Source organism: Clostridium sp. AF19-22AC (genome assembly GCF_003479085.1).
In the GTDB taxonomy this organism is placed as follows: domain Bacteria; phylum Bacillota; class Clostridia; order Lachnospirales; family Lachnospiraceae; genus Faecalicatena_A; species Faecalicatena_A orotica.
In genome coordinates, this window is record NZ_QUGN01000010.1 from 104,929 (window position 1) to 129,932 (window position 25,004).

18 protein-coding genes and 1 other annotated feature are annotated in these 25,004 nt (G+C 44.6%); of the genes, 17 read left to right on the forward strand and 1 reads right to left on the reverse strand.

Annotation, left to right across the window (positions count from 1 at the left end; all coding sequences use genetic code 11):
- Positions 1-16: 16 nt before the first annotated feature.
- The 7 genes from DWX43_RS13115 (at position 17) to DWX43_RS13145 (ending at position 7,309) form a co-directional block, all read left to right on the forward strand.
- On the forward strand, positions 17-1,033 hold the full coding sequence (locus DWX43_RS13115) for a metal ABC transporter substrate-binding protein (RefSeq protein ID WP_330582252.1): 1,017 nt from the start codon (positions 17-19) through the stop codon (positions 1,031-1,033).
- Positions 1,020-1,733, forward strand: a complete 714-nt coding sequence (locus tag DWX43_RS13120) for a metal ABC transporter ATP-binding protein (RefSeq protein WP_109729807.1) — start codon at positions 1,020-1,022, stop codon at positions 1,731-1,733. The genes DWX43_RS13115 and DWX43_RS13120 overlap by 14 nt, the downstream gene beginning before the upstream one ends.
- Complete coding sequence (locus DWX43_RS13125; RefSeq protein WP_109729806.1) at positions 1,726-2,559, forward strand: metal ABC transporter permease; 834 nt, start codon at positions 1,726-1,728, stop codon at positions 2,557-2,559. The genes DWX43_RS13120 and DWX43_RS13125 overlap by 8 nt, the downstream gene beginning before the upstream one ends.
- Before the next feature lie 78 nt (positions 2,560-2,637).
- The gene (locus DWX43_RS13130; RefSeq protein WP_109729805.1) at positions 2,638-3,273 is read left to right on the forward strand and encodes a lysoplasmalogenase; all 636 of its coding nucleotides are present in this window, start codon (positions 2,638-2,640) and stop codon (positions 3,271-3,273) included.
- A gap of 117 nt (positions 3,274-3,390) precedes the next feature.
- Positions 3,391-3,643, forward strand: a binding site (T-box leader).
- A 215-nt stretch (positions 3,644-3,858) separates the two neighbouring features.
- The gene (gene ilvB / locus DWX43_RS13135) at positions 3,859-5,577 is read left to right on the forward strand and encodes a biosynthetic-type acetolactate synthase large subunit (protein ID WP_118620586.1); all 1,719 of its coding nucleotides are present in this window, start codon (positions 3,859-3,861) and stop codon (positions 5,575-5,577) included.
- Positions 5,578-5,636: 59 nt separating this feature from the next.
- Positions 5,637-6,146, forward strand: a complete 510-nt coding sequence (gene ilvN, locus DWX43_RS13140) for an acetolactate synthase small subunit (RefSeq protein WP_109729803.1) — start codon at positions 5,637-5,639, stop codon at positions 6,144-6,146.
- Positions 6,147-6,268: 122 nt separating this feature from the next.
- On the forward strand, positions 6,269-7,309 hold the full coding sequence (locus DWX43_RS13145; RefSeq protein ID WP_279220792.1) for a branched-chain amino acid aminotransferase: 1,041 nt from the start codon (positions 6,269-6,271) through the stop codon (positions 7,307-7,309).
- Between the two features lie 79 nt (positions 7,310-7,388).
- On the opposite strand, the gene DWX43_RS13150 is transcribed toward DWX43_RS13145, so the two are convergent.
- Positions 7,389-8,450 (reverse strand): substrate-binding domain-containing protein, encoded by a 1,062-nt coding sequence (locus tag DWX43_RS13150; protein WP_118620588.1) that lies wholly within the window; start codon positions 8,448-8,450, stop codon positions 7,389-7,391.
- Between the two features lie 349 nt (positions 8,451-8,799).
- Between DWX43_RS13150 and DWX43_RS13155 the strand changes: the two genes are divergently transcribed.
- The 10 genes from DWX43_RS13155 (at position 8,800) to DWX43_RS13200 (ending at position 24,996) form a co-directional block, all read left to right on the forward strand.
- A complete protein-coding gene (locus tag DWX43_RS13155; protein ID WP_118620589.1) occupies positions 8,800-11,526 on the forward strand; it encodes a glycosyl hydrolase-related protein in 2,727 nt (908 codons plus the stop codon).
- Position 11,527: 1 nt separating this feature from the next.
- Positions 11,528-12,607: a trimethylamine corrinoid protein 2 gene (locus tag DWX43_RS13160; RefSeq protein ID WP_118620590.1), complete on the forward strand. Its 1,080-nt coding sequence runs from the start codon at positions 11,528-11,530 to the stop codon at positions 12,605-12,607.
- Positions 12,608-12,609: 2 nt separating this feature from the next.
- Entirely contained in the window at positions 12,610-14,655 is a 2,046-nt protein-coding gene (gene yicI, locus DWX43_RS13165; protein ID WP_118620591.1) for an alpha-xylosidase, read from the forward strand.
- Entirely contained in the window at positions 14,655-15,770 is a 1,116-nt protein-coding gene (locus DWX43_RS13170; RefSeq protein WP_118620592.1) for a uroporphyrinogen decarboxylase family protein, read from the forward strand. The genes yicI and DWX43_RS13170 overlap by 1 nt, the downstream gene beginning before the upstream one ends.
- Before the next feature lie 14 nt (positions 15,771-15,784).
- Positions 15,785-17,050 (forward strand): hypothetical protein, encoded by a 1,266-nt coding sequence (locus DWX43_RS13175; protein WP_118620593.1) that lies wholly within the window; start codon positions 15,785-15,787, stop codon positions 17,048-17,050.
- 75 nt (positions 17,051-17,125) lie between these two features.
- Entirely contained in the window at positions 17,126-18,451 is a 1,326-nt protein-coding gene (locus DWX43_RS13180) for an ABC transporter substrate-binding protein (protein WP_118620594.1), read from the forward strand.
- A 56-nt stretch (positions 18,452-18,507) separates the two neighbouring features.
- Positions 18,508-19,395: a sugar ABC transporter permease gene (locus tag DWX43_RS13185; protein ID WP_118620595.1), complete on the forward strand. Its 888-nt coding sequence runs from the start codon at positions 18,508-18,510 to the stop codon at positions 19,393-19,395.
- A gap of 11 nt (positions 19,396-19,406) precedes the next feature.
- Complete coding sequence (locus DWX43_RS13190) at positions 19,407-20,237, forward strand: carbohydrate ABC transporter permease (RefSeq protein WP_330582253.1); 831 nt, start codon at positions 19,407-19,409, stop codon at positions 20,235-20,237.
- A gap of 15 nt (positions 20,238-20,252) precedes the next feature.
- The gene (locus DWX43_RS13195; protein WP_118620596.1) at positions 20,253-22,928 is read left to right on the forward strand and encodes a hypothetical protein; all 2,676 of its coding nucleotides are present in this window, start codon (positions 20,253-20,255) and stop codon (positions 22,926-22,928) included.
- Entirely contained in the window at positions 22,921-24,996 is a 2,076-nt protein-coding gene (locus DWX43_RS13200; protein ID WP_118620597.1) for a beta-galactosidase, read from the forward strand. Before DWX43_RS13195 ends, DWX43_RS13200 begins: the two co-directional genes overlap by 8 nt.
- Positions 24,997-25,004: the final 8 nt, after the last annotated feature.

Sequence of the window (25,004 nt, forward strand, 5' to 3'; positions counted from 1 at the left end):
GGTAAGTGAATATTGAATGATGATATATAAATGGTTAAAATGCAGGAAGTTTTCTGACTGGGCGGAACGTGGAAAGGTATGCAGCCTGATCCTCATACTGGTTCTTTCGGCGGTCTTCCTGCAGGGGTGTGCAAAGGAGGAACAGGAAAATGGCTCTGCGCACACGGAAAAACTGAAAGTGGTCACGACCATCTTTCCACAGTACGATTTTGTACGTCAGATTGCCGGGGACAAGGTTGATTTGAAGATGCTCCTGAAGCCGGGTGAGGAGAGTCATTCCTATGAACCGACGCCGAAAGATATCATTGATATCCAGAAATGTGACCTGTTTATCTACGTAGGCGGTGAGAATGATGAATGGGTCGAGGATATTCTGGACTCTATGGACCGCGGACAGCTCAGGACACTGCGCCTGGTTGACTGTGTGGATACTGTAGAGGAAGAACACGTTGCAGGTATGAAGGAAGAACGCCATGAAGAGGAAGAAGAGGGGGCTTTTGACGAACATGTGTGGACATCTCCTAAGAATGCGGTAAAGATTGTGGAAAACATTACAGAAATTCTCTGTCAGGAAGATTCTGTGAATGAGGAAACGTACAGGCAGGCGGAAAAAACATATACGGAAAAATTAAGAAATCTTGACAGTGAATTCCGAAAGGTTGTGAAAGACGCGCCGGGACATACTGTACTGTTCGGGGACCGTTTCCCGTTCCGGTATTTTGCCGATGCATACGGGCTTGATTATTATGCGGCGTTTCCAGGCTGTGCGTCAGATACAGAGCCAAGTGCCGCAACAATGGCATATCTGATTAATAAAGTGAAGGAAGAGAAGATACCTGTTGTGTTAAAAATGGAACTGAGCAATGATAATATTGCGAAAGCAATTGCAGAAGCTACAGGAGCAGAGGTAAAAGTTTTTTACAGCTGCCACAATATCACAGCTGAACAGTTCCGTGCAGGTGAAACATATCTGAGTATGATGGAGAAGAATGTTGGGACATTAAAGGAGGCGCTGTCGGATGGCATTAATTAAATGTGAGGACCTGTCCATCGCCTATGAGGGACAGACCGTCGTACACGATTTATCTTTCGAGGTCGGACAGGCTGACTATCTTTGCATCGTGGGTGAAAATGGGTCCGGGAAAAGTACACTGGTTAAGAGCCTTCTGGGACTGAAGTCGCCCGTGAAAGGATGCATTACATTAGGAGACGGACTGAAACAGAATGAGATCGGTTATCTGCCGCAGCAAAATGATGTGCAAAAGGATTTTCCGGCGAGTGTTTATGAAGTCGTGCTGTCCGGGCGGCTCAACAGCAGGGGCTTTCGCCCGTTTTACACGGCAGCCGATAAAGAAAAGGCGCGGGAGAACATGGAACTTTTGGGTATCCGTGATCTTGAAAAGCAGTGCTTCCGGGACCTTTCCGGCGGACAGAAGCAGAGGGTCCTCCTTGCAAGGGCGCTGTGCGCGACAAAAAAACTGCTGCTTCTGGATGAACCCGTAACCGGGCTGGACCCAATCGTGACACAGGAATTCTACCAGTTGATTAATGAAATCAATAAAAGATCAGGGATTGCCGTTGTTATGGTGTCCCATGATATAGAAAGTACGATGGAATATGCGAGCCATATCCTCCACCTTCAGGAGACGGCCCTGTTTTTCGGCCGTGCCGGGGAATATAAAAACAGTGAGGTCGGTAAAGCATTTTTGAAGGGCGGTGAGTATCATGGCTGAGAAACTGATCGAGATGTTTTCTTATCCCTTTATGGTCCGGGCAATTCTGGTCGGGTCACTGGTGTCTCTGTGTTCGGCACTTCTGGGGGTCAGCCTTGTATTGAAGCGTTATTCCATGATCGGGGACGGGCTTTCACATGTCGGGTTCGGTGCGCTCGCGATTGCTACTGCAATGAATGCGGCCCCGCTTGCTGTTGCCATACCGATTGTTATTCTGGCGGCTGTGCTGCTTCTTCGAATCAGCGGGAACAGCAAGATAAAAGGGGATGCAGCGATTGCGCTGATTTCTACAGGAGCGCTGGCCGTGGGGGTCATGGTGATTTCCATGACAACCGGGATGAATACGGATGTTTACAATTATATGTTCGGCAGTATACTCGCAATGAGCAGCGGGGATGTGGAGCTGAGTATCGCACTTTCAGCTGCCGTATTGATTCTGTATGTGATCTTTTATAACAAAATATTTGCGATTACTTTTGACGAGACATTTGCACAGGCGACCGGTGTAAAGGCGAATCTGTATAATACTCTGATCGCGGTTCTAACAGCAGTCACGATTGTGCTGGGAATGCGCATGATGGGGGCATTGCTGATTTCCAGCCTGATCATCTTCCCGGCACTGACGTCCATGAGAGTGTGCAAGACATTTAAAAGTGTCATAATAAACTCTGCAATAGTGTCGGTGATCTGTTTGTTTGTCGGGATATCTATTTCCTACCTGTGCGCGACTCCGGCAGGAGCGAGTGTCGTGATTGTAAACATGGGTGCCCTGCTTGTCTATACGATCGCCGGTGGGGTTAAGAGCGGTGCCCTGCGCAAAAAATAAACGTTACTGTGCACGCCCTGCGGGGATGCACAGCATCATTTGAACAGTAACCAGTAATCTGCTTAGGGAGGGAAACTCATGTTAGCTGCAGCTGCGGTCCTGATGGCCGGTTTCGGGTTGATTTACTTTTTCTGGAAGGAAAGCGGAAGCAGGAAGCCGCTTGTATTCAAGGCACTCGCCACCTTTATGCCTGTGCTGCTTGCACTGTACCGTGCGGCGGTGACGGAGGAAGTTTCAGCCTGGTGGATTTTTGCAGGCGTGGTCTTTTATATGGCGGCCGATGTCCTTCTGGAAATCTGGTTCCTCACAGGAGTGGCTTCCTTTGGTATCGGCCATATCTGTGTAATTACAGGATTTTTATACATGGGTGCGGCATCGTGGTATGTGGCCGGATGTTTTGTGATTCTTTACGGTATGATGTTTGTGGCCGTGAGGCGTTATTTAAAAGACCTTGAGAACCTGTTGGTTCCGGGGCTGGCCTATGCGGCCCTGCTCTGTGTGATGGCAGCAATGGCGGTGTCACTTGGCATACAGCATTTTGCTCTTCCTGCCGTGCTGACCGGGATCGGGGGCGTCTGCTTTGTTGTCTCGGACACGATCCTTGGATGGAGCCATTTGAGTGGAAAACGCCGGCGCGCATACAGCGCGGTCCTGCTTGTGCTGTACTATCTGGCGGTGTATCTTCTTGCAGCTGGGCAGTATTTTGTGGCATAGAAGTATTGTTTGTTACTGTTCATTTTGATAAAAGATAAGAAACATCAAGAATCCGGCATTGACAAAGTTAAATACACACATTATAATTAAAACTAACTTTTATGAAAACATAACTGGTGAAATGCTAAGACGGGGAGGAGTACATAATTCTCAGATGCCAAGAGAGAAGGCGGCAGGTGGAAGCCTTCGTGAAGGGATTATGGAAGTAGCCTCTGAGCAGTGGACCGAACAGGAAGAATCCTAAGTAGGCTCCAACGTAGTTCCTACGTTACAGGGAAGCAGTATCGGAAGAAGTTCCCGTACTGGCAGAGTGCAGAGAGTAGACTCTCTGAAGTTAGGTGGTAACACGGATTGCAGATTCGCCCTAAGCTAATTATAGCTTAGGGCTTTTTATTTCATAGGGAAGTACGTCCTATGAAATAAAAAGTCTTCCCGGCGGGATGCGCACTGCGGCGTAAGCTGTAGATGTCGCAGTGCGACCGCCGCAGGCGCGAGTTTCGCAAGCGAAACTCTATTTTAGCTTACAGGGGATTATTCAGGGCCTCTGGAAAGAAAACCACTGGGGAAGTTAAAGGAGGTATATGTATGAGACAGATTTCAGGTAACAAATTGTTGGTGAAGGCATTGAAAGAGGAGGGAGTGGACACACTCTTCGGTTATCCGGGAGCTTGTACGATCGATATCAGTGATGAATTGTATAAGCAGAGTGATATCCGGGTGATCCTTCCGAGACATGAGCAGGCGCTTGTGCATGAGGCAGATGCTTATGCGAGGACGACGGGGAAAGTCGGCGTTTGTCTGGTAACGAGCGGACCGGGAGCGACAAACCTTGTGACAGGGCTCGCAACCGCGAACTATGACAGCGTTCCGCTTGTATGTTTTACCGGCCAGGTGGCAAGACATCTGATTGGAAACGATGCATTTCAGGAAGTAGATATTGTAGGGATTACAAGAAGCATTACAAAATATGGTGTGACAGTACGGAATAGAGAAGACCTCGGACGAATCATCAAAGAAGCCTTTTATATCGCAAGAACAGGCAAGCCGGGGCCTGTACTGATTGATCTGCCCAAAGATGTTATGTCAGAGCTGGGAAGCCCGGAATATCCGGCAGACGTGAATATCCGCGGCTATAAGCCGAACACAAGTGTTCATATCGGCCAGCTGAAAAAAGCGATCAAGATGCTGAATAAAGCAGAGCGCCCGCTGTTCCTTGCGGGCGGGGGAGTGAACATCGCACATGCCAACGATATTTTTACCGAGGTTGTGGAGAAGACGAAGATACCGGTTATCACAACAGTAATGGGAAGAGGGGCCATCCCGACAAATCATCCTCTTTATATCGGAAATCTCGGTATGCACGGTGCATATGCGGCGAATATGGCTGTCAGCGAATGCGACCTTTTGTTTTCTATCGGCACCAGATTTAATGACAGGATCACAGGCAAACTGCATGCATTTGCCCCGAAGGCACAAATCGTACATATCGATATAGACACGGCGGCGATATCCAGAAACATCCATGTTGATATTCCAATCGTTGCCGATGCGAAAGAAGCAGTTTTAAAAATGCAGGAGTATGTTGAACCATGCGATACAGGGGAATGGCTGAAAGTAATTGATTCATGGCAGGAAGAACATCCCCTGACCATGAAAAAGCATGCACAGATGGGCCCGAAGGATATCATAGATGAACTGAACCGCCAGTTTGACGAGGCAATCGTAGTAACAGATGTAGGGCAGCACCAGATGTTTGCGGCGCAGTATGTGGAGATTACGGCTAAGAAAAAAATCATTATGTCCGGCGGTCTCGGTACAATGGGATACGGTTTCCCGGGAGCAATCGGGGCGAAACTGGGTAATCCGGATACACCGGTCATTGCAATCTCCGGCGACGGCGGAATGCAGATGAATATTCAGGAATTTGCAACGGCAGTACTGGAAGAACTTCCGATGGTGCTCTGTGTATTTAATAACACATATCTCGGCATGGTACGTCAGTGGCAGAAACTATTTTATGGCAAAAGATATGGAATGACAAATCTGCGTTCCGGAGCACTGTTCCGCAGGACAGAAGGACAGGAGATGCCGGAGTACACGCCGGATTTTGTAAAACTGGCAGAGAGCTACGGGGCAAAAGGCATCCGGGTAACGAAGAAAGAGGAAATTGCGGCTGCTTTTGAGGAAGCAAAGAAGAATACGAAAGTTCCGACTTTGATTGAATTTATCATTGACCCGGAAGAGATGGTATATCCGATGATCCAGCCGGGCGGTACGCTGGAAGAGATGATCATGGACTGCTAAACGTAAATGGCGGGGCAGGAAGGAAAAGCTGCTTTCTGCCCGCGAAAGGAGAGAAGAGTATGGATAATAACTTAAAAAAGAGATGGATTTCATTATATGTAGAGAACCAGGTGGGCGTGCTGTCTAAAATATCAGGGCTGTTTTCCGGAAAGTCATATAACCTGGACAGTCTGACAGTAGGTACGACGGAAGATCCGACGATTTCAAGGATGACCATAGCAACGGTTAGTGACGATGAGACATTTGAACAGATTAAAAAGCAGCTGAACCGTCTGGTGGAAGTCATAAAGGTGATTGATTTTACTGATATATTTGTGAGGATGAAGGAAATCCTGTATGTCAAAGTCAGAAAGTGCACGCAGGAAGATAAAGTGGAGCTGTTCCAGATCGCCGAGACTTTCAAGGCAAGGGTCATAGATTATGGAAAAGACAGCCTTCTTCTGGAATTTGTGCAGACTGCAACGAAGAATGATGCGGTCATCAAGCTGATGAAAGAAGAGTTTAAGAATATAGAAGTAGTACGCGGGGGAAGCGTTGGAATCGAATCAATCAGCATGATGGAACGTTAGAGTGTGTTTGATAATTTATAAGGCGTGAAAAGGAATAAAAAACAGAGCGCACTCTTGAATTTTGCAAATGAAAGTATTATAATTGGCACAAAGACAGTTTTGGACTGCATGAAAGCAGAGGAATGGAGGAGATACGGATGGATAAGAAAAACATTGACTGGGAGAATCTGGGGTTTGGATACATCACAACAGACAAGAGATATGTTTCCAATTTTAAAGATGGTAAATGGGATGAAGGCGGACTGACAGAGGATGCCAACATTACGATGAGTGAGTGTGCAGGCGTGCTCCAGTACGCACAGACGATTTTTGAAGGGTTAAAGGCATATACGACAGAGGACGGACGTATCGTCACATTCCGCCCGGACCTGAATGCCCAGCGTATGGTTGATTCTGCAAAGAGACTCGAGATGCCGTCTTTCCCGGCTGACCGTTTTGTGGAGGCTGTGGAGCAGGTTGTCAGAGCCAATGCAGCCTATGTGCCGCCATATGGATCAGGAGCGACTTTATATATTAGGCCATATATGTTTGGAATCAATCCGGTCATTGGAGTAAAACCGGCAGATGAGTACCAGTTCCGTGTATTTGCAACACCGGTGGGCCCGTACTTCAAGGGCGGTGTAAAACCTCTGACTCTCTGCGTATCAGATTTCGACAGGGCAGCGCCGAGAGGAACAGGACATATCAAGGCGGGCCTTAACTATGCAATGAGCCTTCATGCTATCGTAACAGCACATGCCAATGGATTTGATGAGAATATGTACCTTGATTCTGCAACAAGAACAAAAGTAGAAGAGACAGGAGGGGCGAACTTTATCTTTATAACAAAGGATAATAAAGTTGTAACACCTCATTCTGACACGATCCTTCCTTCCATTACAAGACGTTCCCTTCTTTATGTGGCAGAACACTATCTGGGACTGGAAGTGGAAGAGAGAGACGTATATCTGGAAGAGGTGAAGGATTTTGCCGAATGCGGATTGTGTGGAACGGCTGCTGTCATCTCACCGGTCGGCAAGATTGTAGACCACGGCAAGGAAATCTGCCTGCCAAGCGGCATGGAAAAGATGGGACCGACGATCCAGAAGTTGTACGATACCCTGACCGGAATCCAGATGGGGCATATCGAGGCACCTGAGGGATGGATCAGAGTAATTGAATAGAAAATATCGAAAATAAAATTGGCTGGTGCAAAGGAATGAAAAATTCTTTTGCGCCAGCCGTTTTTTATGCTGAGTAAATCTAAATTTCCCGGAAAAGCTCGGTCTGAAGAACTTCGTTCATATAATATTTGGCATTTGATGCGACTACGACTTCAAGTTTGTTATACATCAGGGAACTAGATGGATAGATATTCTTGTCAAGGTAGCGGTGAAGAATTTTAATGGCAAAATATCCCTGATTGAAAGGCTCATGGCAGATAGTTGCGGAGATATACCGGCTCTTTAGCCGTTCATAGATACTTTCGTTCAGATCGTATCCAATGATAACTGGAGCCGGGTCTAAATGTAGTGATTGTACAGCATCGGATACTTGAACGAGCGCATCAAAACTGACATAGATGCCTTGGAAATCTGCTGTCTCTGAAAGCAGTTCTGTCAATGTTTCATAAACATCTGACCCATCACGGTTGAAACGTTCGATACGCCGGATGTTTAATTGGTCATGTCTTGAAAGTTCTTTTCTGAAACCTGTAATTCTCTGTTCAATAGAATAAACCGAATCTTTCAGGGTTAACACTAGCAGATCGGAGGGAACCGGAAGGAAACGGGAAAATAATTCACCTGCCAGTATTCCGGACTGTATATAATCACAACCGATATAGCACAACTGATTAGCTGTGGGGATTTCTACATTAATGATTACAATAGGAAAACCACTGCTTGAGAGCCGGTCTATTTCACTGGCAAGGAGCTGTGGATTATTTGGTGCAATAGCAATTCCATGATATCCTTTCTGGGGCAGGGTGCGGATTAGCTCCAACTGTTCTTCTGGTTTAAAGATGTCTGTGACAAAATAGTCTACGATGACACCCTGGGAGGCGAGGTCGTTTTGCGCAGTACTGACTCCGTTCTCGACCAGTGCCCAGAAAAAGGATGGCTGAGAAAAGACAATGACTGCTATATGAAATTCTTTTTTCATAACGAGCGAACGGGCAGTTTCATTGGGGGTATAATTCAGTTCTTTTAATGCATCCAGAACCTTCTGCCTTGTTTCCGGCTTGACGTTTGGATGATTATTGAGAACACGGCTTACAGTTCCCCTTGAAATACCTAGTTTTTTTGCGATCTCTGAGGTAGTCATTGCTTACTCCTTTACTTCTTTTATTCTGATTTTCTGCCCTGTATGTTACATTGTAACAAAAAAATCTTATTAAATCAATAATATGTAAGCAGGGAGGAATTTTCTGAGTGGCGTACAATTTCAATCCTGCGGAAATATATTGAAATGTTACAATGTAATAATACGTATATTAAAAATATAACATTTGTAATATTGAAGGTCAAGGTATAATAATAAAATCAGCATAATACCGAAAACAAATGAAAATATTTGGCAATTTTGTACATAATAATTTGATTGACATGTAACAAAATGTGGGATATGATTAATTAAAAGATGTTACACGTGTATATGATTTCGGAGGAGAAGTATGGATACAAAGGCGTATATGATATGTCATACACACTGGGACAGGGAATGGTATTTAACAAAAGAAGAATTCAGGACAAAACTTGTAAGATTAATTGACGGACTTTTAAATATTGTCGAGAATAATTCCGAATATGTTTCATTTATGCTGGATGGACAGACCATCGTAATCGAGGACTATCTTGCAGTCAAACCATACAACAGAGAACGGCTGTTTCATGCGTTAAGAGAAGGTAAAATCATCTGCGGCCCCTGGTATATACTGCCCGATGAACTGTTGATCAGCGGAGAATCTCATATCAGGAACTATATAAAAGGAGTACAGGTAGTAAAGGATGCAGGGAAAAGGATGGATATAGCATATCTTCCGGATTCTTTTGGCCATCCGGCACAAATGCCCCAGATAGTCGAAGGGCTGGGGATGAATACGATGGTGTTCTGGAGAGGAATTTCAAATCAGGTTGAAAAGTCAGAATTTTATTGGGAATCTCCCTATGATGCATCAAGAATACTATGTGTACATATGCCTCACGGTTACGGAAACAGCGGGAATTTGAGCAGCAATATGGATGTGTCCGTACCGAGGGTAAAAGAACTTCTTCATAGTCTGAGGGAAAAATCCACTACAAACACTGTGCTTTTAATGAATGGATCCGACCATATTACCGGACAGGAAGATATCTGTGAGGTAGTAAAGAAGCTGAACGAACAAATCCCAGAGTGCCGGATCCAATTATCGACGATGGAAAACTATTTAAACGAGCTTCGAGAACAAATTGATAAACAATTCAGAATTCGGAGCGCAAAAGGGTCTGACCCCTTTGAACTTTCAACCTTCCGTGGAGAATTTCGCTCCGGAGAACGATCCATGCTGCTCGGTGGGACATTGTCAACCCGAATGTATTTAAAGCAGCAAAACGAAGTGGTGCAAAATAAAGCAGAACGATATCTGGAACCGATGCTTGCACTAGAGAAGATTTTTGGACAGGAATATGACAGCAGAGGATATATGGATTATATTTGGAAGAGAATTCTGGAAAATCAACCGCATGACAGTATCTGCGGGTGCAGTATTGATGCAGTGCACCGGGAAATGGTGACGCGGTTTGCATGTGTGGAGCAGTTAGAGGACATGCTGATGCAAGATGTGGTAATAAGGAGTGGAAAAGATCATAGAAAAGAGAATGATCGTGAGGCGGGAATTTTTTTGTTTGAGCCGACTGTCAGAAAATGTCCCGCATATGCAGAACTTGAAATTTGTCTTGATGAGATGCTGGTGCAGTCCGTTGATTTTACAAAGTCTGTGATTGTAGATTGTGAGGATCAGATATGCCATCCCCAAATACCTTCGGGAATTAGAATTACAGATGAAACAGGCAGAGTAGTTCCGCATGTGATACTTGAGGCAAAAAAAGATTACACGACGTTGTATCAAGATCATACTATGCCGGAAATTTACAAGGTGAATAAGATTCGGGCGGGAGTACTCCTTCCAGGTTTTACCTTCGGGTATCATCAGTTGTTTGTGCAGCCTGATGATACAGTATCTGTAAGGTGTCTGAGGACAGAGGAACCGGAGATTGAGAATGAATTTTATCGGATTCGGCTAGATGGTATACATTTAACGCTTTTGGATAAACGTACAGGGAGAGAACTGGACGGGTTTGCCAGATTGATTGACAGGGGGGACGCAGGGGATGAGTATACCTATTCCTGGCCACAGGAAGACAGGGAGTATACGGATATGTTTCAGGAACTTGAGGCAGAAAAGGTGATACAGGAGGGTATCTGTCAGAGTCTTTGTTTGCGGGGAACTATGATGCTTCCTGAATCTCTCAGTACTGACCGGAAGATGAGGAAAACAGAATTGGCTGCCTGTCCCTTTTTTATGAAATTTACCTTAATAAAAGATATCAATAGAATTGACTGTCACATTGAGTTTGACAATCATGCAAAGGATCACAGGCTGCAGATACAGTTTCCGTCAGAGATATGTACAAAAACAAGTGAATCCTATCATATCTTTGGTTTGGCAGAAAGACCTGTTGAACCGGAGATACCTGTTGACTGGATGGAATATCCCCAATCGACACACCCGGCGCAGGGCTACATCAGTGTGCACGATGAACAGGAAGCAATGAGTGTTGGAACGCTTGGACTGCCGGAATTTGAAGCTGTCCAGACGAATGCGGGAACTGCCCTGAACATTACACTGCTTCGGTGTGTAGGCTGGCTGTCGCGGACGGATCTGCTTACAAGACATGGCAATGGGGGCTGGACTATTGAAACGGAAGAGGCACAGTGTCAGGGAGAGAACAGCTTCGATTTGTGTGTCATATATCACTCAAATGAGATGGAGGAGGCTTTCGGTATGATAGAGAAATTCAGATATCCATCTTACACGCATCCGATGAAAATTCATGAGAAGATCCGGTTCATGCAAGGGGACATGGCGGGCTTTCTGGATACGCTTCCCCGGGGGGTTCAGCTTTCTGCATTAAAAACAGCAGAGGACCAGCAAGGAGTCATACTCCGGATTTACAGTATCTATGATAAGAAGCAGAATATAAATCTGGACATACCAGGCAGAGTGAGAAGCGTGTACCTTGCAAATCTGGCGGAAGAAAAGAAAACGGAATTAGAAATTGTGGATGGAATGGTTGCATTAGAGATCAGTCCATACCAGATAATCACCATATATATGGGGACTGCGGCAGGGGAGGCTTAAAATGAGATTTAAAGAAGATATAGAAACAGTAAGAAAAAGACTGTATGCGTTTTGGGACAGAGAAATCATAGACAGGGTCCTGATATCTGTAATCGCACCTAAAGAAAAGGGCAGGAATATCTCTATGTTCCATAATCCCAGAGATCTTGCCAGGCAGCCGGAAGAGCTTGTGAAGTATTGGGAAGACCCGGAAACAATTTATAAAAATAATATGGAAAGGCTTGAGAATACATTCCTTGGAGGGGAAACCCTTCCAGTCATCTTTCAAAATTATGGGACGAGCGGACATTGTAATTATTATGGAGCTGTACCATCATATGGAAATGATACGATTTGGTTTGATCCTGTCTGGAAGGATCTGAATGAGGCTGGGTACAGTTATACTGAAGACCGGTTGAAAAAACATCTGGAGATTACAAGATATCTGACGGATCGTGCAAAGGACAGTTACTTTATAGGAATGCCGGACAGCTGTGGGACTCTGGATGCCCTGGGGCATCTTTATGGTACGGAAAATGTTCTGGTGGATATGCTGACAGAGCCGGAAGCGGTAAAAAAGGCTGTCAGCTATCTGAATGAAGGATGGATCAGGACCAATGAGATGTTTTATAGAATAACGGAAAAACTGAACAGTGGCGGCGCTCATGCCTGGATGCACCTTCTGGCTCCGGGACGGCTCACACATATGCAGTGTGATATGTCTGTGATGTTCTCGAAGGAGATGTATCGTGAGTTTGTTGTTGATGAGCTGAAACAGCAGATGGAGTGGCTGGAATATCCGGTTTATCATTTCGATGGTATTGAGCAGGAACAACATCTGGAACATATATTAAGCCTTGATAAACTAAAGGCTGTTCAGTGGACTCATGTGGCAGGGCAGCCATCAGCATCACATTATCTTCCAGTTCTTAAGCGCATACAGACAGCAGGAAAAGCACTCATAGTCATGGCTCCGGCAGACGATGTTCCAATATTACTGGAACATTTATCCGGGAGGGGGCTGTATATACATACTGAGACAGATGATGTGCAGTCTGCAAAAGAAATTTTGAAATATGTAGAGAAGAATGGAAGGGAATAAGTATGGAGAAAAAATATAAGGAATATCAGCATCATTTCCCAATGGTCTTAAAGGATCTGAGACAGGAAGGTAATCAGTTTACTGTTGAGGCATTTGATCAGTATATGAAACCAATCATATTTGAATTTACAGTCTTTGAATCTGGAATCATCCGGTTCAGGCTTGCGCATAAACATTTTCATAACACTTCTTACCCGGTAGTTTGCGAGGAGATTCTACACGAAGCGCAGGTCAAAATGAAAGAAACAGAAAGTAGATACTGTATTAGGTGTAAAGAATGTCTCATTGAGATTGAAAAGGAGAACTATGCATTTCGAATTAAACATTCAGACGGAAGACTTGCGGTGGAAGAAAGTATGGGGGATGTGGATTCTGTAGGCGACGGATATAATCAGGTCCCGCCGATGGGGTACAGTCTGGATGGGAATGAAGTGATGGGGATGAACTTAGGTTTCCAGCTTCATTATGACGAAAGTATTTACGGTTTTGGGGAACATTTTACAAGGTTTAATAAGGTTGGTCAGACAGTTACAATGCGTAATTTTGATACTCTTGGCTGCAGGGATGAAACATCATATAAAAATATTCCATTTTATATAAGCAGCTATGGTTACGGTCTGTTTGTACATCATCACGGGATTTTTGACTTCCATGTCGGGAGTGAATCGACTGCAACACTGAGTGCGCATATACCAGATACATCACTGGAATATTACCTGATTGTAAATGATTCCCTGAAAAAAATAATATCAACTTATGTTAAGCTTACAGGACCTGCCGCACTGCCCCCGAAGTGGTCATTTGGGCTTTGGTATTCTACAGGATTTAAAGGGAACAGCAGAAAAAATGTGGAAGAGGATGCACAGCGCTTTCGAACGGAAGAGATACCATGTGATGTAATGCATTTCGACTGCTACTGGCTGCGGGAAGATAAGTGGTGTGATTTTGTGTGGGATGAAGAGCAGTACCCGGACAGGGCAAATATGATTAGACAGCTGAAGGATAACGGGTATAAGATTTGTCTTTGGATCAATCCGTACGTGACCATTACCTCAGAAATGTATCAGGAAGGTAAAGTAAACGGGTATTTTGCCAGAACAGAGAATGGTGAACCTTATCAGGCAGATTTGTGGCATGGTTTATTATCTCCTTGTGTCCTGCTTGATTTTACAAATCAAAATGCAGCAGAATGGTTTCAAAATAAAGTAAAAAGGCTTCTCTTGGAAGGCGTGGATGTTCTCAAAACGGATTTTGGGGAAGACATTCCATATGATGCCATATTTGATAACAAAATGACAGGAAAAGAACTGAGAAATGTGTATTCAAGGCTTTACAATCAGGCAGTATTCGAAGTTTCGCGTAAATACCGTGGAGAAGGAAATGCACTCGTTTGGGCAAGGAGTGGATGTGCCGGTATGCAGCAGTTTCCAGTGTGTTGGTCAGGAGATCCTTGCTCCAGTTATGAAGGAATGGCCGGTACCCTCCGCGCAGGTCTGTCAATGGCAATGTCAGGTGTATTATTCTGGAGTCATGATATGGGCGGATTTTATGGGAATGTGACAAAAGAGGTCATGATCAGGTGGGCTCAGTTTGGTCTGTTTACGTCACACAGCAGACTGCACGGGACGACTACAAGACAGCCGTGGGCATACGACGATGAGACAAAAAAGATTCTCAGAGATTTTATAAGACTCCGTTACAGTATGATGCCGTATATCTGGGATACTGCCAGGAAATGCGTTGAAATGGGAGTTCCGTTTATCCGGCCAATGGTGCTGGAGTATCCTGATGACAGAAATGTCAGGGAAATGTACGATCAATATTTCTTTGGAGATGACATACTGGCAGCCCCTGTCTTTGGAGGCGCAGGAGCGAAAAGGCAAGTATATCTTCCTGAAGGGGTCTGGGTGGAGATGCTTGGTGAGAAACGAACATATCAGGGAGGGGAGTGGTACACTTTTATATGTCCATTGAATTATTTCCCTTTATTTAGAAAGCATGGATCGGTGATTGAACTAGAAGATGCGAATCTATATGTGGAGGATTAATGATGACATCGAAAGAAAGAATGCTCTGTGCATTAGAGAGAGGAATACCGGACAGGCTTCCAGTGACAGTCCATCAGTGGCAGCCCTATCACCTGAAAAAGTATATGGGCGGGATGAGCGATATAGAGGCTAATAAGGTTTGTGGACTGGATGCATCTATCAATATATATGAAGTAGGTAAAGATACATGCAATACATGGAAGGTAAGCAGTACCTCGAATATGGAGAAAGGCTGCTTTGTGACACACTATACAATAAAAACTCCCGGGGGGATATTGACTACATCAGAAGGATCTGACCCTATGACAACATGGGTGTTGGAACCTCTAATCAAAAACGAAGAAGACATCCGGCTGATCCAAAAATACCGTCCCGTTCCCAGACTAAACCGAAGGATGGTAATGGATACTTATACTGCTCTGGGAGACGGGGGAATATTAAGGACATTCGTATGGGGCAAGCAGAGTGGCTGCTGGCAGGATGCTTGTGAATTGTACGGTGTGGAGAATCTGATTCTGCAGACGTATGATGATCCGGACTGGGTGCATGAACTGCTGGAAATTCTTTTAGAACAAAAATTAGAATATATAGAGGAAAACCTTCCGGGGCTCCCGTTCGACCTTGTTGAAACCGGGGGAGGGGCATCCAGTAATACCGTGATATCACCCAGCATTCATAAAGAATTTTGTCAGCCTTATGACAGAAGGATGCATGATGCTTTGAAAAAACATGGGTTCAAATCGGTATATCATACATGTGGAGGAATGACACAGATCGCAGATCTGGTTGCAGGAAACCACTGTGATGTATCGGAGACACTTTCTCCGGCAGCAGTAGGCGGTGATATAAAAAACCGGGCAGATGAAGAGAAGGTATACAATGCTCTCCATCAGACTGTTGGTCTGATCGGAGGAATGGAGCAGTTTCATATTCTGGAAACCGGAACCAGAGAAGAGATTGAGTCGGAAGTAAGCAGATTGTTTGAGAGTTTTGGAAAAGACGGAGGCTATATTCTTTCAGCCTGTGACCATTTCTTCGAAGTCCCGCCTATGAATTTAAAATACTTTGCAGAAGCTGCGAAAAGAATAACTTATAGTACAACGGACAGGTCTTAGAACGGAGGAGGAAGATGCACGATTATAAAAGTCAGACTGCCTATATCCGTGAACTTGCAAAAAATCTTGCCGAGTTACCGTTTACGGAAGAAAATATGAAAAAGAAACAACGCTGGGCTGACCACAATGAATTGAAATCCCGGCAGCAGCCTCTCATATGGGTATGCCCTGATGATGACGGAGGATGGCTGGAGCTATTGCCGGAGTCTTCTCTCAAATGTGAAGACCCGCTGCTTCGTGTTATAGAAAGAAAAATAAAAAAATATCTTTATCAGAACAAATATTTCAAAGATGATTTTGTATTTGAGAAGTGCCTTTATTTTAATTACCCCGGGACTTATACCGGTTATCTGTACGGAAATACCGGGCAGAAAACTGCGTGGGGAATACCTATTGAAAAACCTAAAATAGGGAAGAAAGCATATCATCTGAACAACTTTCTGAAAACAGAGCAGGATTATGAGCTTCTTTTCAATCATGAGGTGGACTTTATTCCTGATGAGGAAAAGAAATATGCGCTTAAAAAGGAAATAGAGGAAGCACTGGACGGGATACTGGATTATGAGTTTCAGCTTCCATACAGTGTATTGGTCCAGAGCCATTTGATTGAGATGGTACATCTCAGAGGTCTGGAAAATCTGATGTTTGACCTGTATGATGAACCTGAACTGCTGAATAAAGTATTCCGTCATATGGGCGAGAGTAAAGCGAGACTCCTCAGGCGTCTGGAAAAGAAAAAGCTTCTCTTTGATAACAGGACAAATATTTACACAGGTTCAGGGAGTCTGGGGTATACAAATGACCCGAAGAAGAAGCCGGAAGATGTCAGACTCAAAGATATGTGGGGATTTGCAGATGCACAAGAGTTCAGTAGTGTTTCTCCGGAGATGTTCGAGGAATTTGCCATAGCCAATCAGAAGATCGGGCTGAACCTTTTTGGAAAGGGATGCTATGGATGCTGCGAACCTTTGGACCATAAGTATGAGGCTGTCTACAGGCACATTACTAATATCAGGAGACTTAGTGTAAGCCCCTGGTCAGATATAGATGAAGCCGTGGAGAAAATTGGCAGAAAGGTCATATTTTCCTGGAAACCAGATCCCGCTAAAATCTGTACAGGATTTGATGAAGACGACTTAAGACAGTATTTAAGAACTGTAGCTGAAAAGACACAGGACTGCTTTGTAGAAATCATCCTGAAGGATATTCGCACATGTAAAAGCACAAATACATATCTTGTGAAATTTATTGAACTAGCCAGAGAGGCATTTGGAGAATAGAATTGATAAACAATTCTGAAAATGGAGCGCAAAGGGGTCTGACCCCCTTGCAATATAAAAAAGGAGGATTCAGTTATGAACAACAAGAAAAAGAAATGGATCGCGTTAGGACTTGCAACATTGATGACGGCATCCCTTGCAGGCTGTGGTGGCGGCTCGAAGGAGGCAAAGGAAAGTAAAGGTGGGGAGGAGTCAGGAGGAGAAGTGGTTGTTACAATGCCGACTTATCGGTCAGGAGAAGATGTCGGTGCGGTTTTCTTCCTGCCTCAGGTAGAAAGATTTAATGAGAAGTATAAGGGACAGTACAGGATTGAGATTGAAGAATCACCATCTAATTCACACACGGAAAGAATTAAACAGCTTGCACTGCAGGATGATCTTCCGGCAATTTTCCAATGTTCTGATTCTAAATGGGTGGAGGATTACCTCATAGCAAACGATAAACTTCAGGATCTGAGCGAATTCATAGATTCTAAACCGGAGATAAAAGATTTGATGATTCAGGATTCTACAGACTTCTGTACGAAGGACGACGGAGTTTACGCCATGCCGCTGACCGTACTGAAACCTACTGGTTTATATTATAATTCTGCGTTATTTGACCCGGAAAAGGCAATTACTGAAATGTCCTGGGATGAATTCTCTAAAGCGCTTGGCGATAACAAGATTGCATATCAGACAGCAGAGGGTGGCTGGACTGTGAACCTTATGCTGACAGCAATCCTCGGTTCTCTGGACGGCGGAGCAGAGCTTCTCCAAAAAGGTGTTCAGGAAGGCGGATTGAAAGATTTTACAGATCCGGCAATGGTCGAAGCGTTTACAATTCTTCAGGAGTCGTTCTTAAAGAATGGGACAGACAACGCAGTAGGTGCAGTATATGCGGATGCAGCCAATACTTTTTATGCAAATATGACAGCTGTGCTTCCTGACGGAACATGGATTATCGATAAAATCAACGATCCTACAGACTGGGCAAATGGATTTGACGGAGCAAAAGTTGTCGGCGATTACTATCCGGGAAATGTTGCAATTGCAAATCCGTGTGTATATGACTGGATGGTTCCGGCAGGACTTCCGGAAGAAGAATTAAATCTGGCATATGCATTCCTTGAATTTATTAACAGCCCTGAAGAAATAGAAGCCTATATACTTGCAGAAGGCGGAAGCGCACCGAAACTGACTTACTCTGAGGACTTTACGTCAGCCCTCTCAGAGAAAAAACTTTTGAATGATTTTGCTACGAAATTAAATGATGATACAACATACGTTCCGTATTTTAACAATGCTATAACGGAAAGCCTGTTCCTTGGAGATTTTACAAATCTGATGACAGAGTTATACAATGGAAGCAGCACACCGGAAGAATTCTGCGAGAAGCTGACAGCGGCGGCCCAGCAGTAATAACAGACAGGGCGGGGGAGGGGATATCCCCCGCCTTTTAATAGGAGGTGTTTGCAATGAAGAAGAAAACAGCAGCCACTAGGAACTCACCAAAGGTAAAGTTCTGGATATGCCTGTTTATTTTACCCAGTCTTGTAATATTTGTAATGTTTTATATGATGCCGATTATCACGGCAGTACTTACTTCATTTTGTGAATGGGACGGCTTTAACGATCCCCAATTTATCGGGGTCCAGAATTATATCAAGTTATTTTCAACGCCTGCATTTGGTGAGTCTCTGAAAAATCTTCTGGGGTGGTCGTTGATCGCGGCTACACTTCATGTGGGATTTGGAGTACTGGTAGCTCTTGTATTGTATCAGAAGCCTTTCGGCTGGAAAATTACAAGAACTGTTTTTATGATTCCGAATGTAATATCAATTGCCGCGTGGGCTATGATTTATAAATATTTTTTCAGAAACGATATAGGGATGCTCAACACATTTCTGAGAGTATTTAATCCGAAAATCAATATCAACTGGTTCTTTGAGGAACCATATGCATTCTGGGCGATAACTTTGACTTGGATTTTCTATTCTGTGGTGGTCACACTGCTAGTTATGGGGGATTTGATGGCGATCCCGGATTCTATACATGATGCGGCAAAAATCGACGGTGCCTCATGGATACAGACGACACTCCGGATTGATCTGCCACTTTGCAGAAATGCGATAGGAACAGGTGTGATCTGCTCTATAACAGCGAGAATAGCTATGTATGAAAGTATATATCTGACGACCAACGGAGCAGGCGGAACAATGAACTTCCCAATGATCCTTGTACGTGCCGTGCAGGATTCGAGGTACGGTTATGCCAATGTCAGTGCTGTAATTATGATTATCATCGGTCTGATTACCCTGGCACTTGTCAATAAACTGTTCAGAATGAACGAGAGTGTATATTAGGAGGGATAACTGTGAAAGGGAAAAAAATAGCAGGAAATATTTTTAAATACTTTATCATGATTTTTACAATAGCAGTATCTGTCTTCCCGATCTTGTGGGTAATCATGTCCTCCTTTAAAAGCAATGGAGAGATATTAAGCGGACCATTCACGCTGCCGTCACAGATTAATTTTGACGCGTATGTATATTTGTTTGAGAAATATGACTTCCTTACATATACGCTGAATTCTGTGATAGTCTCTATCGTACCGACACTGATCTCCCTTTTGTTTTTTACAATGGGAGCATATGTGATTGCGAAATACCAGTTCAGGGGAAAGGGCCTGTTCTATGCGCTGTTTACTGTTACACTTCTGGTGCCGGCTCATTCCAGAACCCAGCCGATCTTCTCTCTGATCTCTAACATGGGGCTCTATAACACGAAAACAGGGCTGATGCTCGTTTATCTTTCCAGTGGAATGGCAATGTCCATGTTCATCCTGAAAGCAGCTTTCCAGTCTGTACCTGATGAACTGACTGAAGCAGCGAGGCTGGATGGTGCCAGCTTTTTTAAGGTATTCTGGAAAGTGAATCTCCCTCTGGCAAAGAACGGACTTGTTACAGCCGGAGTATTGATGTTTTTAGCAAACTGGAACGAATTTTATTATGCAAATCTACTGATAACATCTCCTGAGAACAGAACGCTTCCGGTCATTACAATTTTATTTAATTCCATGTTTGCATACAACTATACGAATACATTTGCAGCACTTACAGTTGTTGTAATACCCGGTATCATTATATATGCTTTTGCACAGAAACAGGTACAGCAGGGCCTGGCCTCTTCTGCGGTTAAAGGCTAGCAAAGGAGGAAAACTATGGAACTGAATCTGAATGGAAACTGGAAGTGTGGTTTTTCGGATGGACGTGAACTTATGATACAGGTCCCGGGCTGTTGGGAAACATATATACAGGAAAAGGATATTGCAGATAAGGTGCGTCTCATCAGGCTGTTTGAAGTGGAAAAACTCCCGCATGGCCGTTCCCGCCTCTGTTTTGGGGCGGTCAGCTATTACTGTGATATCTTCCTGAACGGAATATTGATCGGGGCCCATGAAGGCATGTGGGACGAGTTCTCTGTCGATACTACAGAAACCCTGAGAGAAGGATGCAATGAATTGATACTTGATATATGGAAACCGGGATATCACGCAGGTGACAGATATCCCCTCCGGGAAGTGCTGTCCGGCTTTCTGCCGGACGTTTTGTGCACATTTGGCGGTATTTGGAAAGGAGTCCGACTGGAGACTAATGAAACAGCCAGAGGGTATTTCATTGACAGGCACTGGGGTGAGGGTGACGGACAGGGAAATGCACAAATTACCATAGCTGCAGATCTTGTGGAAAAGCTAAATACGCTTCATCTGACGGGAGAAATACTGGATCCAGATAACATTTGTGTGGCACAGATTAACCAGAAGGTAACAGCCGGAAAAGAATTTACTGTCCGTGCGAAAGTAGCCCATCCTGTGCTGTGGTCTGCTGGAAGACCTGTTCTTTACCGGTATAGGATTACAGTGGACAATGGGGTAGAAAAAAGAACAGTGGCAGGAACTCTGGGGTTTCGGGAAATATCTGCAGAAGGGACGAAGATTCTGTTGAATAAAGAACCTGTTTATGCAAGAGGAATCCTTCACTGGGGATATTATGAAAAGATCATACCAACACCTGATGATATGACCGTCTTAAGTGAGATTCAGAATGTGAAGCAGTACGGCTTCAATATGATAAAACACTGTCTGTACCTACCGGGGGAAAATTATCTGAGAATTGCCGATGAAACCGGGATGCTGCTGTGGATAGAGCTCCCACTCTGGCTGCCTGAGCGGACAGACAGGCTGGAAGGTAGAATTCGCAGGGAATTTCCGGCCATGCTGGATCAGCTTGCGGGACACCCGTCAGTGGTGGCGGTAAGTCTGGGATGCGAGCTGGACTCAAAAGTTGACAGTCATGTGCTTCGGGATATGTATATGCTGGCAAAAGAGAAGCTGCATGTACTGGTGAGGGATAATTCCGGCTCAGGTGAATGCTATGGAGGCCTTGCTGTAGACTATGCGGATTTTTCTGATTATCACTTTTATGCGGAACTGCAGAATATGGAAAATCTTCTTGAGACATTTACCCCGGTATGGAAACGGAACAGGCCCTGGGTATTCGGTGAATTTTGCGACAGTGATACGCTTCGGGATATGCAGGTTCTGAGAAATGAAAAGGGGGTTGGATGTTTCGATTGGGAAAAGCAGGATGAAGTCATAAACCCTGTAAGTTTACTTAAGCCGGATTTCTTTCTGGGAAGTCATGATGAAAGAATGGTCAAAAGCGGAATCAGAGAGGCGTATCCGGAGCTTAAAAACCTGTCCTATCATCATTCTATGGTCCACAGGAAAACAACACTGGAACAAATCAGGGCATTCCCGGAGATTGGCGGTTATAATATCACATCAATCCGAGATGTGCCGATTGCGACAAGCGGACTGTTTGATGATTTTATGAGGAATAAGTTTGACCCGCAGACATTTAGGACATTCAATAATGAAGTTATGCTTCTGCCGGCCTGGGATTTGACCAGAATCTGGCTTAACTCTGACCGGGTAATGTCTGTAGAACGTTATGGATTCTTTAGCGGGGAGCGATACGGGCTTCACCTTCTTGTATCAAATTATGGAGCAAATGACTTGAGGGAACCGGTCATTACTTATGAACTGAAGAAGAACGGGAAAAAGACCGTCAGGCAGGGGACTATATCAGGGGAAACAGCAGAAAAAGGAAAGGTTGTCCAGACATGCTATATGAACTTTCACCTGCCGCCGGCTGAAAAGGCGGATAATTATATTTTATCGGTTGTTCTGGAGTGCGGCGGAGAAATTTTCAGGAATGAATGGCCTGTTTTTTTGTATCCGAAGCCTGCAAAAAGGAACCGGAGGATGGGTGTGTTTGACCCTGTACATGTATTTGATACCATAGAAAACATTTATGAAGGCATAGAGAAAACTGACGGAAGAAACAATCTTGAACACTATGAACTCTTTCTTTGCTCCATGCTTACACCTGAGATAATCCGGTATGCAGAAAACGGAGGGGCGGTTTTTTACGTCCAGCGCGGGGAGGGGAGTATTCCGGTTTCCCATATTGCATTCTGGAGAGAGGGGATGATACGAAGATTTCCACATCCCTTGTTTAAAGAATTGGAGGAAGGAAACTGGATGGAGGATCTCAGATATTTTTCCTGTGCAACAGATACGGCATTTTCCGATATAGCAGATACAAGATTTCATACACGCAGGCCGATTCTGCGCCGGTATGACTGCCGTGAATGGCGGGCAGATGATTACCTGATGGAATTAGGGTGCGGGAAGGGCAGAATCATTGCGACAACACTGCGTCTGGAAGGGGGGATGGGAAAACAGCCCATGTTCCTTGAAAACAACAGATTTGGCAGATACTTATTGGATAAAGTATGTGACTGGCTTCTGACAGGAGGTGCAGATGAATAAGGAGTGGGATTTTAGAATATATAAAGAAAGGTTTTATATAGACGGGAAATGGTCTCCTTTTTTATGTGGGGAGATTCATTATTTTAGGGTCCCCAGACAATACTGGGGGGAAGTACTGGACCGTCTTAAAGAGTCTGGATGCAACGCCGTTGCATATTATGTTCCCTGGTTTGTACATGAATATGAAGAAGGGAAGTTTGATTTCCGCGGAGAGATATGTCCTGAAAATGATCTGCATGCCTGGATTCATATGACGATGGAACGGGGGCTTCTGGCATACTTTCGTCCGGGACCGTATGTATATGCAGAGACTGCCGATCTTGGAATTCCAAAGTGGTTTACAGAAAAGTATCCGGATGCCCGTGTAAAACGTTATCGAAACGGCGTTTATGAAGAAACCTGTTTTGCCAACAGTGCGGCACATAATCATCCGGACTTTCTGCATGCCGTAGAACGCTGGTATGAAGCTGTATGTGCAGAGATAAGGAAGTATCAGGCTCCGGCAGGTAATATTGTCATGTTTCAGCTCTGTAACGAGATTCCGGGAGATGACCACGACGATGAAAATCCGGTTACCCTGGGCATTGGAAGCCCTGACGGCCTGTGGCCGTCTTATTTAAGAGAAACGTATGAAAATCTGGAACACTTGAATGAAGCGTATCATGCTGATTTTAAGAACTGGGAATTCATAGAGCCTTATATGCTTAGAGCGGCGGATGCCGGCAGATACGCGCAGGAGCATCTCCGTTATTATTACGAAACATACTTTCCTGTCTACTTCAGGCGCCTTTATGAGATAGCCAGAGGAAATGGAATCCATGTACAACTGACTCATAATGCTTATAATCCAAGAGCCGTATCTCTTCATTATCAGAATAAACAACAGAATCCGTGGCTTCTGGTTGGTACGGACTGCTATTATTCTCTGAACGGCAGACTGGGGATGAAGGATGCGTCCTACTACTGTGAATTCGGGGCCGGGTATTTGAAACAGTTTCTGCATAATACGCCCTGGGTGATTGAACAGGAGAGCGGGTACTGGCAGGATTATCCTGTGGTCTATGGCCCGGAACTATATATATGGAATATCTGGACGATGGCATGTGGGTATCAGGGAATGAATATGTATATGTTTGCAGGAGGAATAAACAGGCCGGGAATGGGTTTCTACGGGACAGAACATAACTGGCAGGCACCGGTTGATTTCCGGGGGATTCCAGGGGAAAACTATGAGTATATCTGCAGATCAATTTCTGACATCCGGAAATATCAGAACGTATTTTTGGAGGAAACTCAGCATGACATCGGTCTGGGAATTAAACATAGTCCGGGTTTGATCTGGAAACCGGTTGCCAAGGCCGGTAATGAAGCCTACTTTGCACTGAAGGAGGCCGGATTCACACCGCTTATCTGTGATTTCGAAAGCATGACAGCGGCAAAACTGGCGGAGTACTCTGCTTTGTGGGTAGTATCAGATGAGTATATGGATGGAAAGGTCCAGATGAATCTGGAGGAATATGTAAGAAACGGAGGCAGGCTGATTTTAAATGGCCGTATACCGGACCGGACGGAAGAGGGAGAACCATGCATGATTTTGGCGGAAGCTCTGGGGATGCGGGTATACCGAACGCCGTTTCAGGATGAATGTCAGCAGCGGATTGTTCTGGAAGAAAAAGAATATTTTATCGGTAAGAATATACAGAAGTTTGAGAGTGTTTCTATGCGTACACTTGCAGTAGATAAAGATGGAAAGGCGGCAGTGCTGGCGGGGAAACTAGGGGCGGGGGAAGTATTGGTTCTGCCGTTTGCACTCGAGGTGAACTTTATAGGACTCTCAGAAGCAGTTAAAAATCTGCTTGGCGGGATGAACATTATTCCCTTAATGGAATATGCAGCCCGGCTGCGGGTAATCCCTAAAAAGAATGGTGAATATATCATTTTGAATCTGCACCCGGTAGAAGTAAGAGAGGAAATAAAGTGCCGGACAGGCGGGAAAGAATGTATACATAAGGCTGTACTTGCACCGCATTCATTTCAAATATTCTCTTTTGACACGACGGAGACTTAAACAGTAAC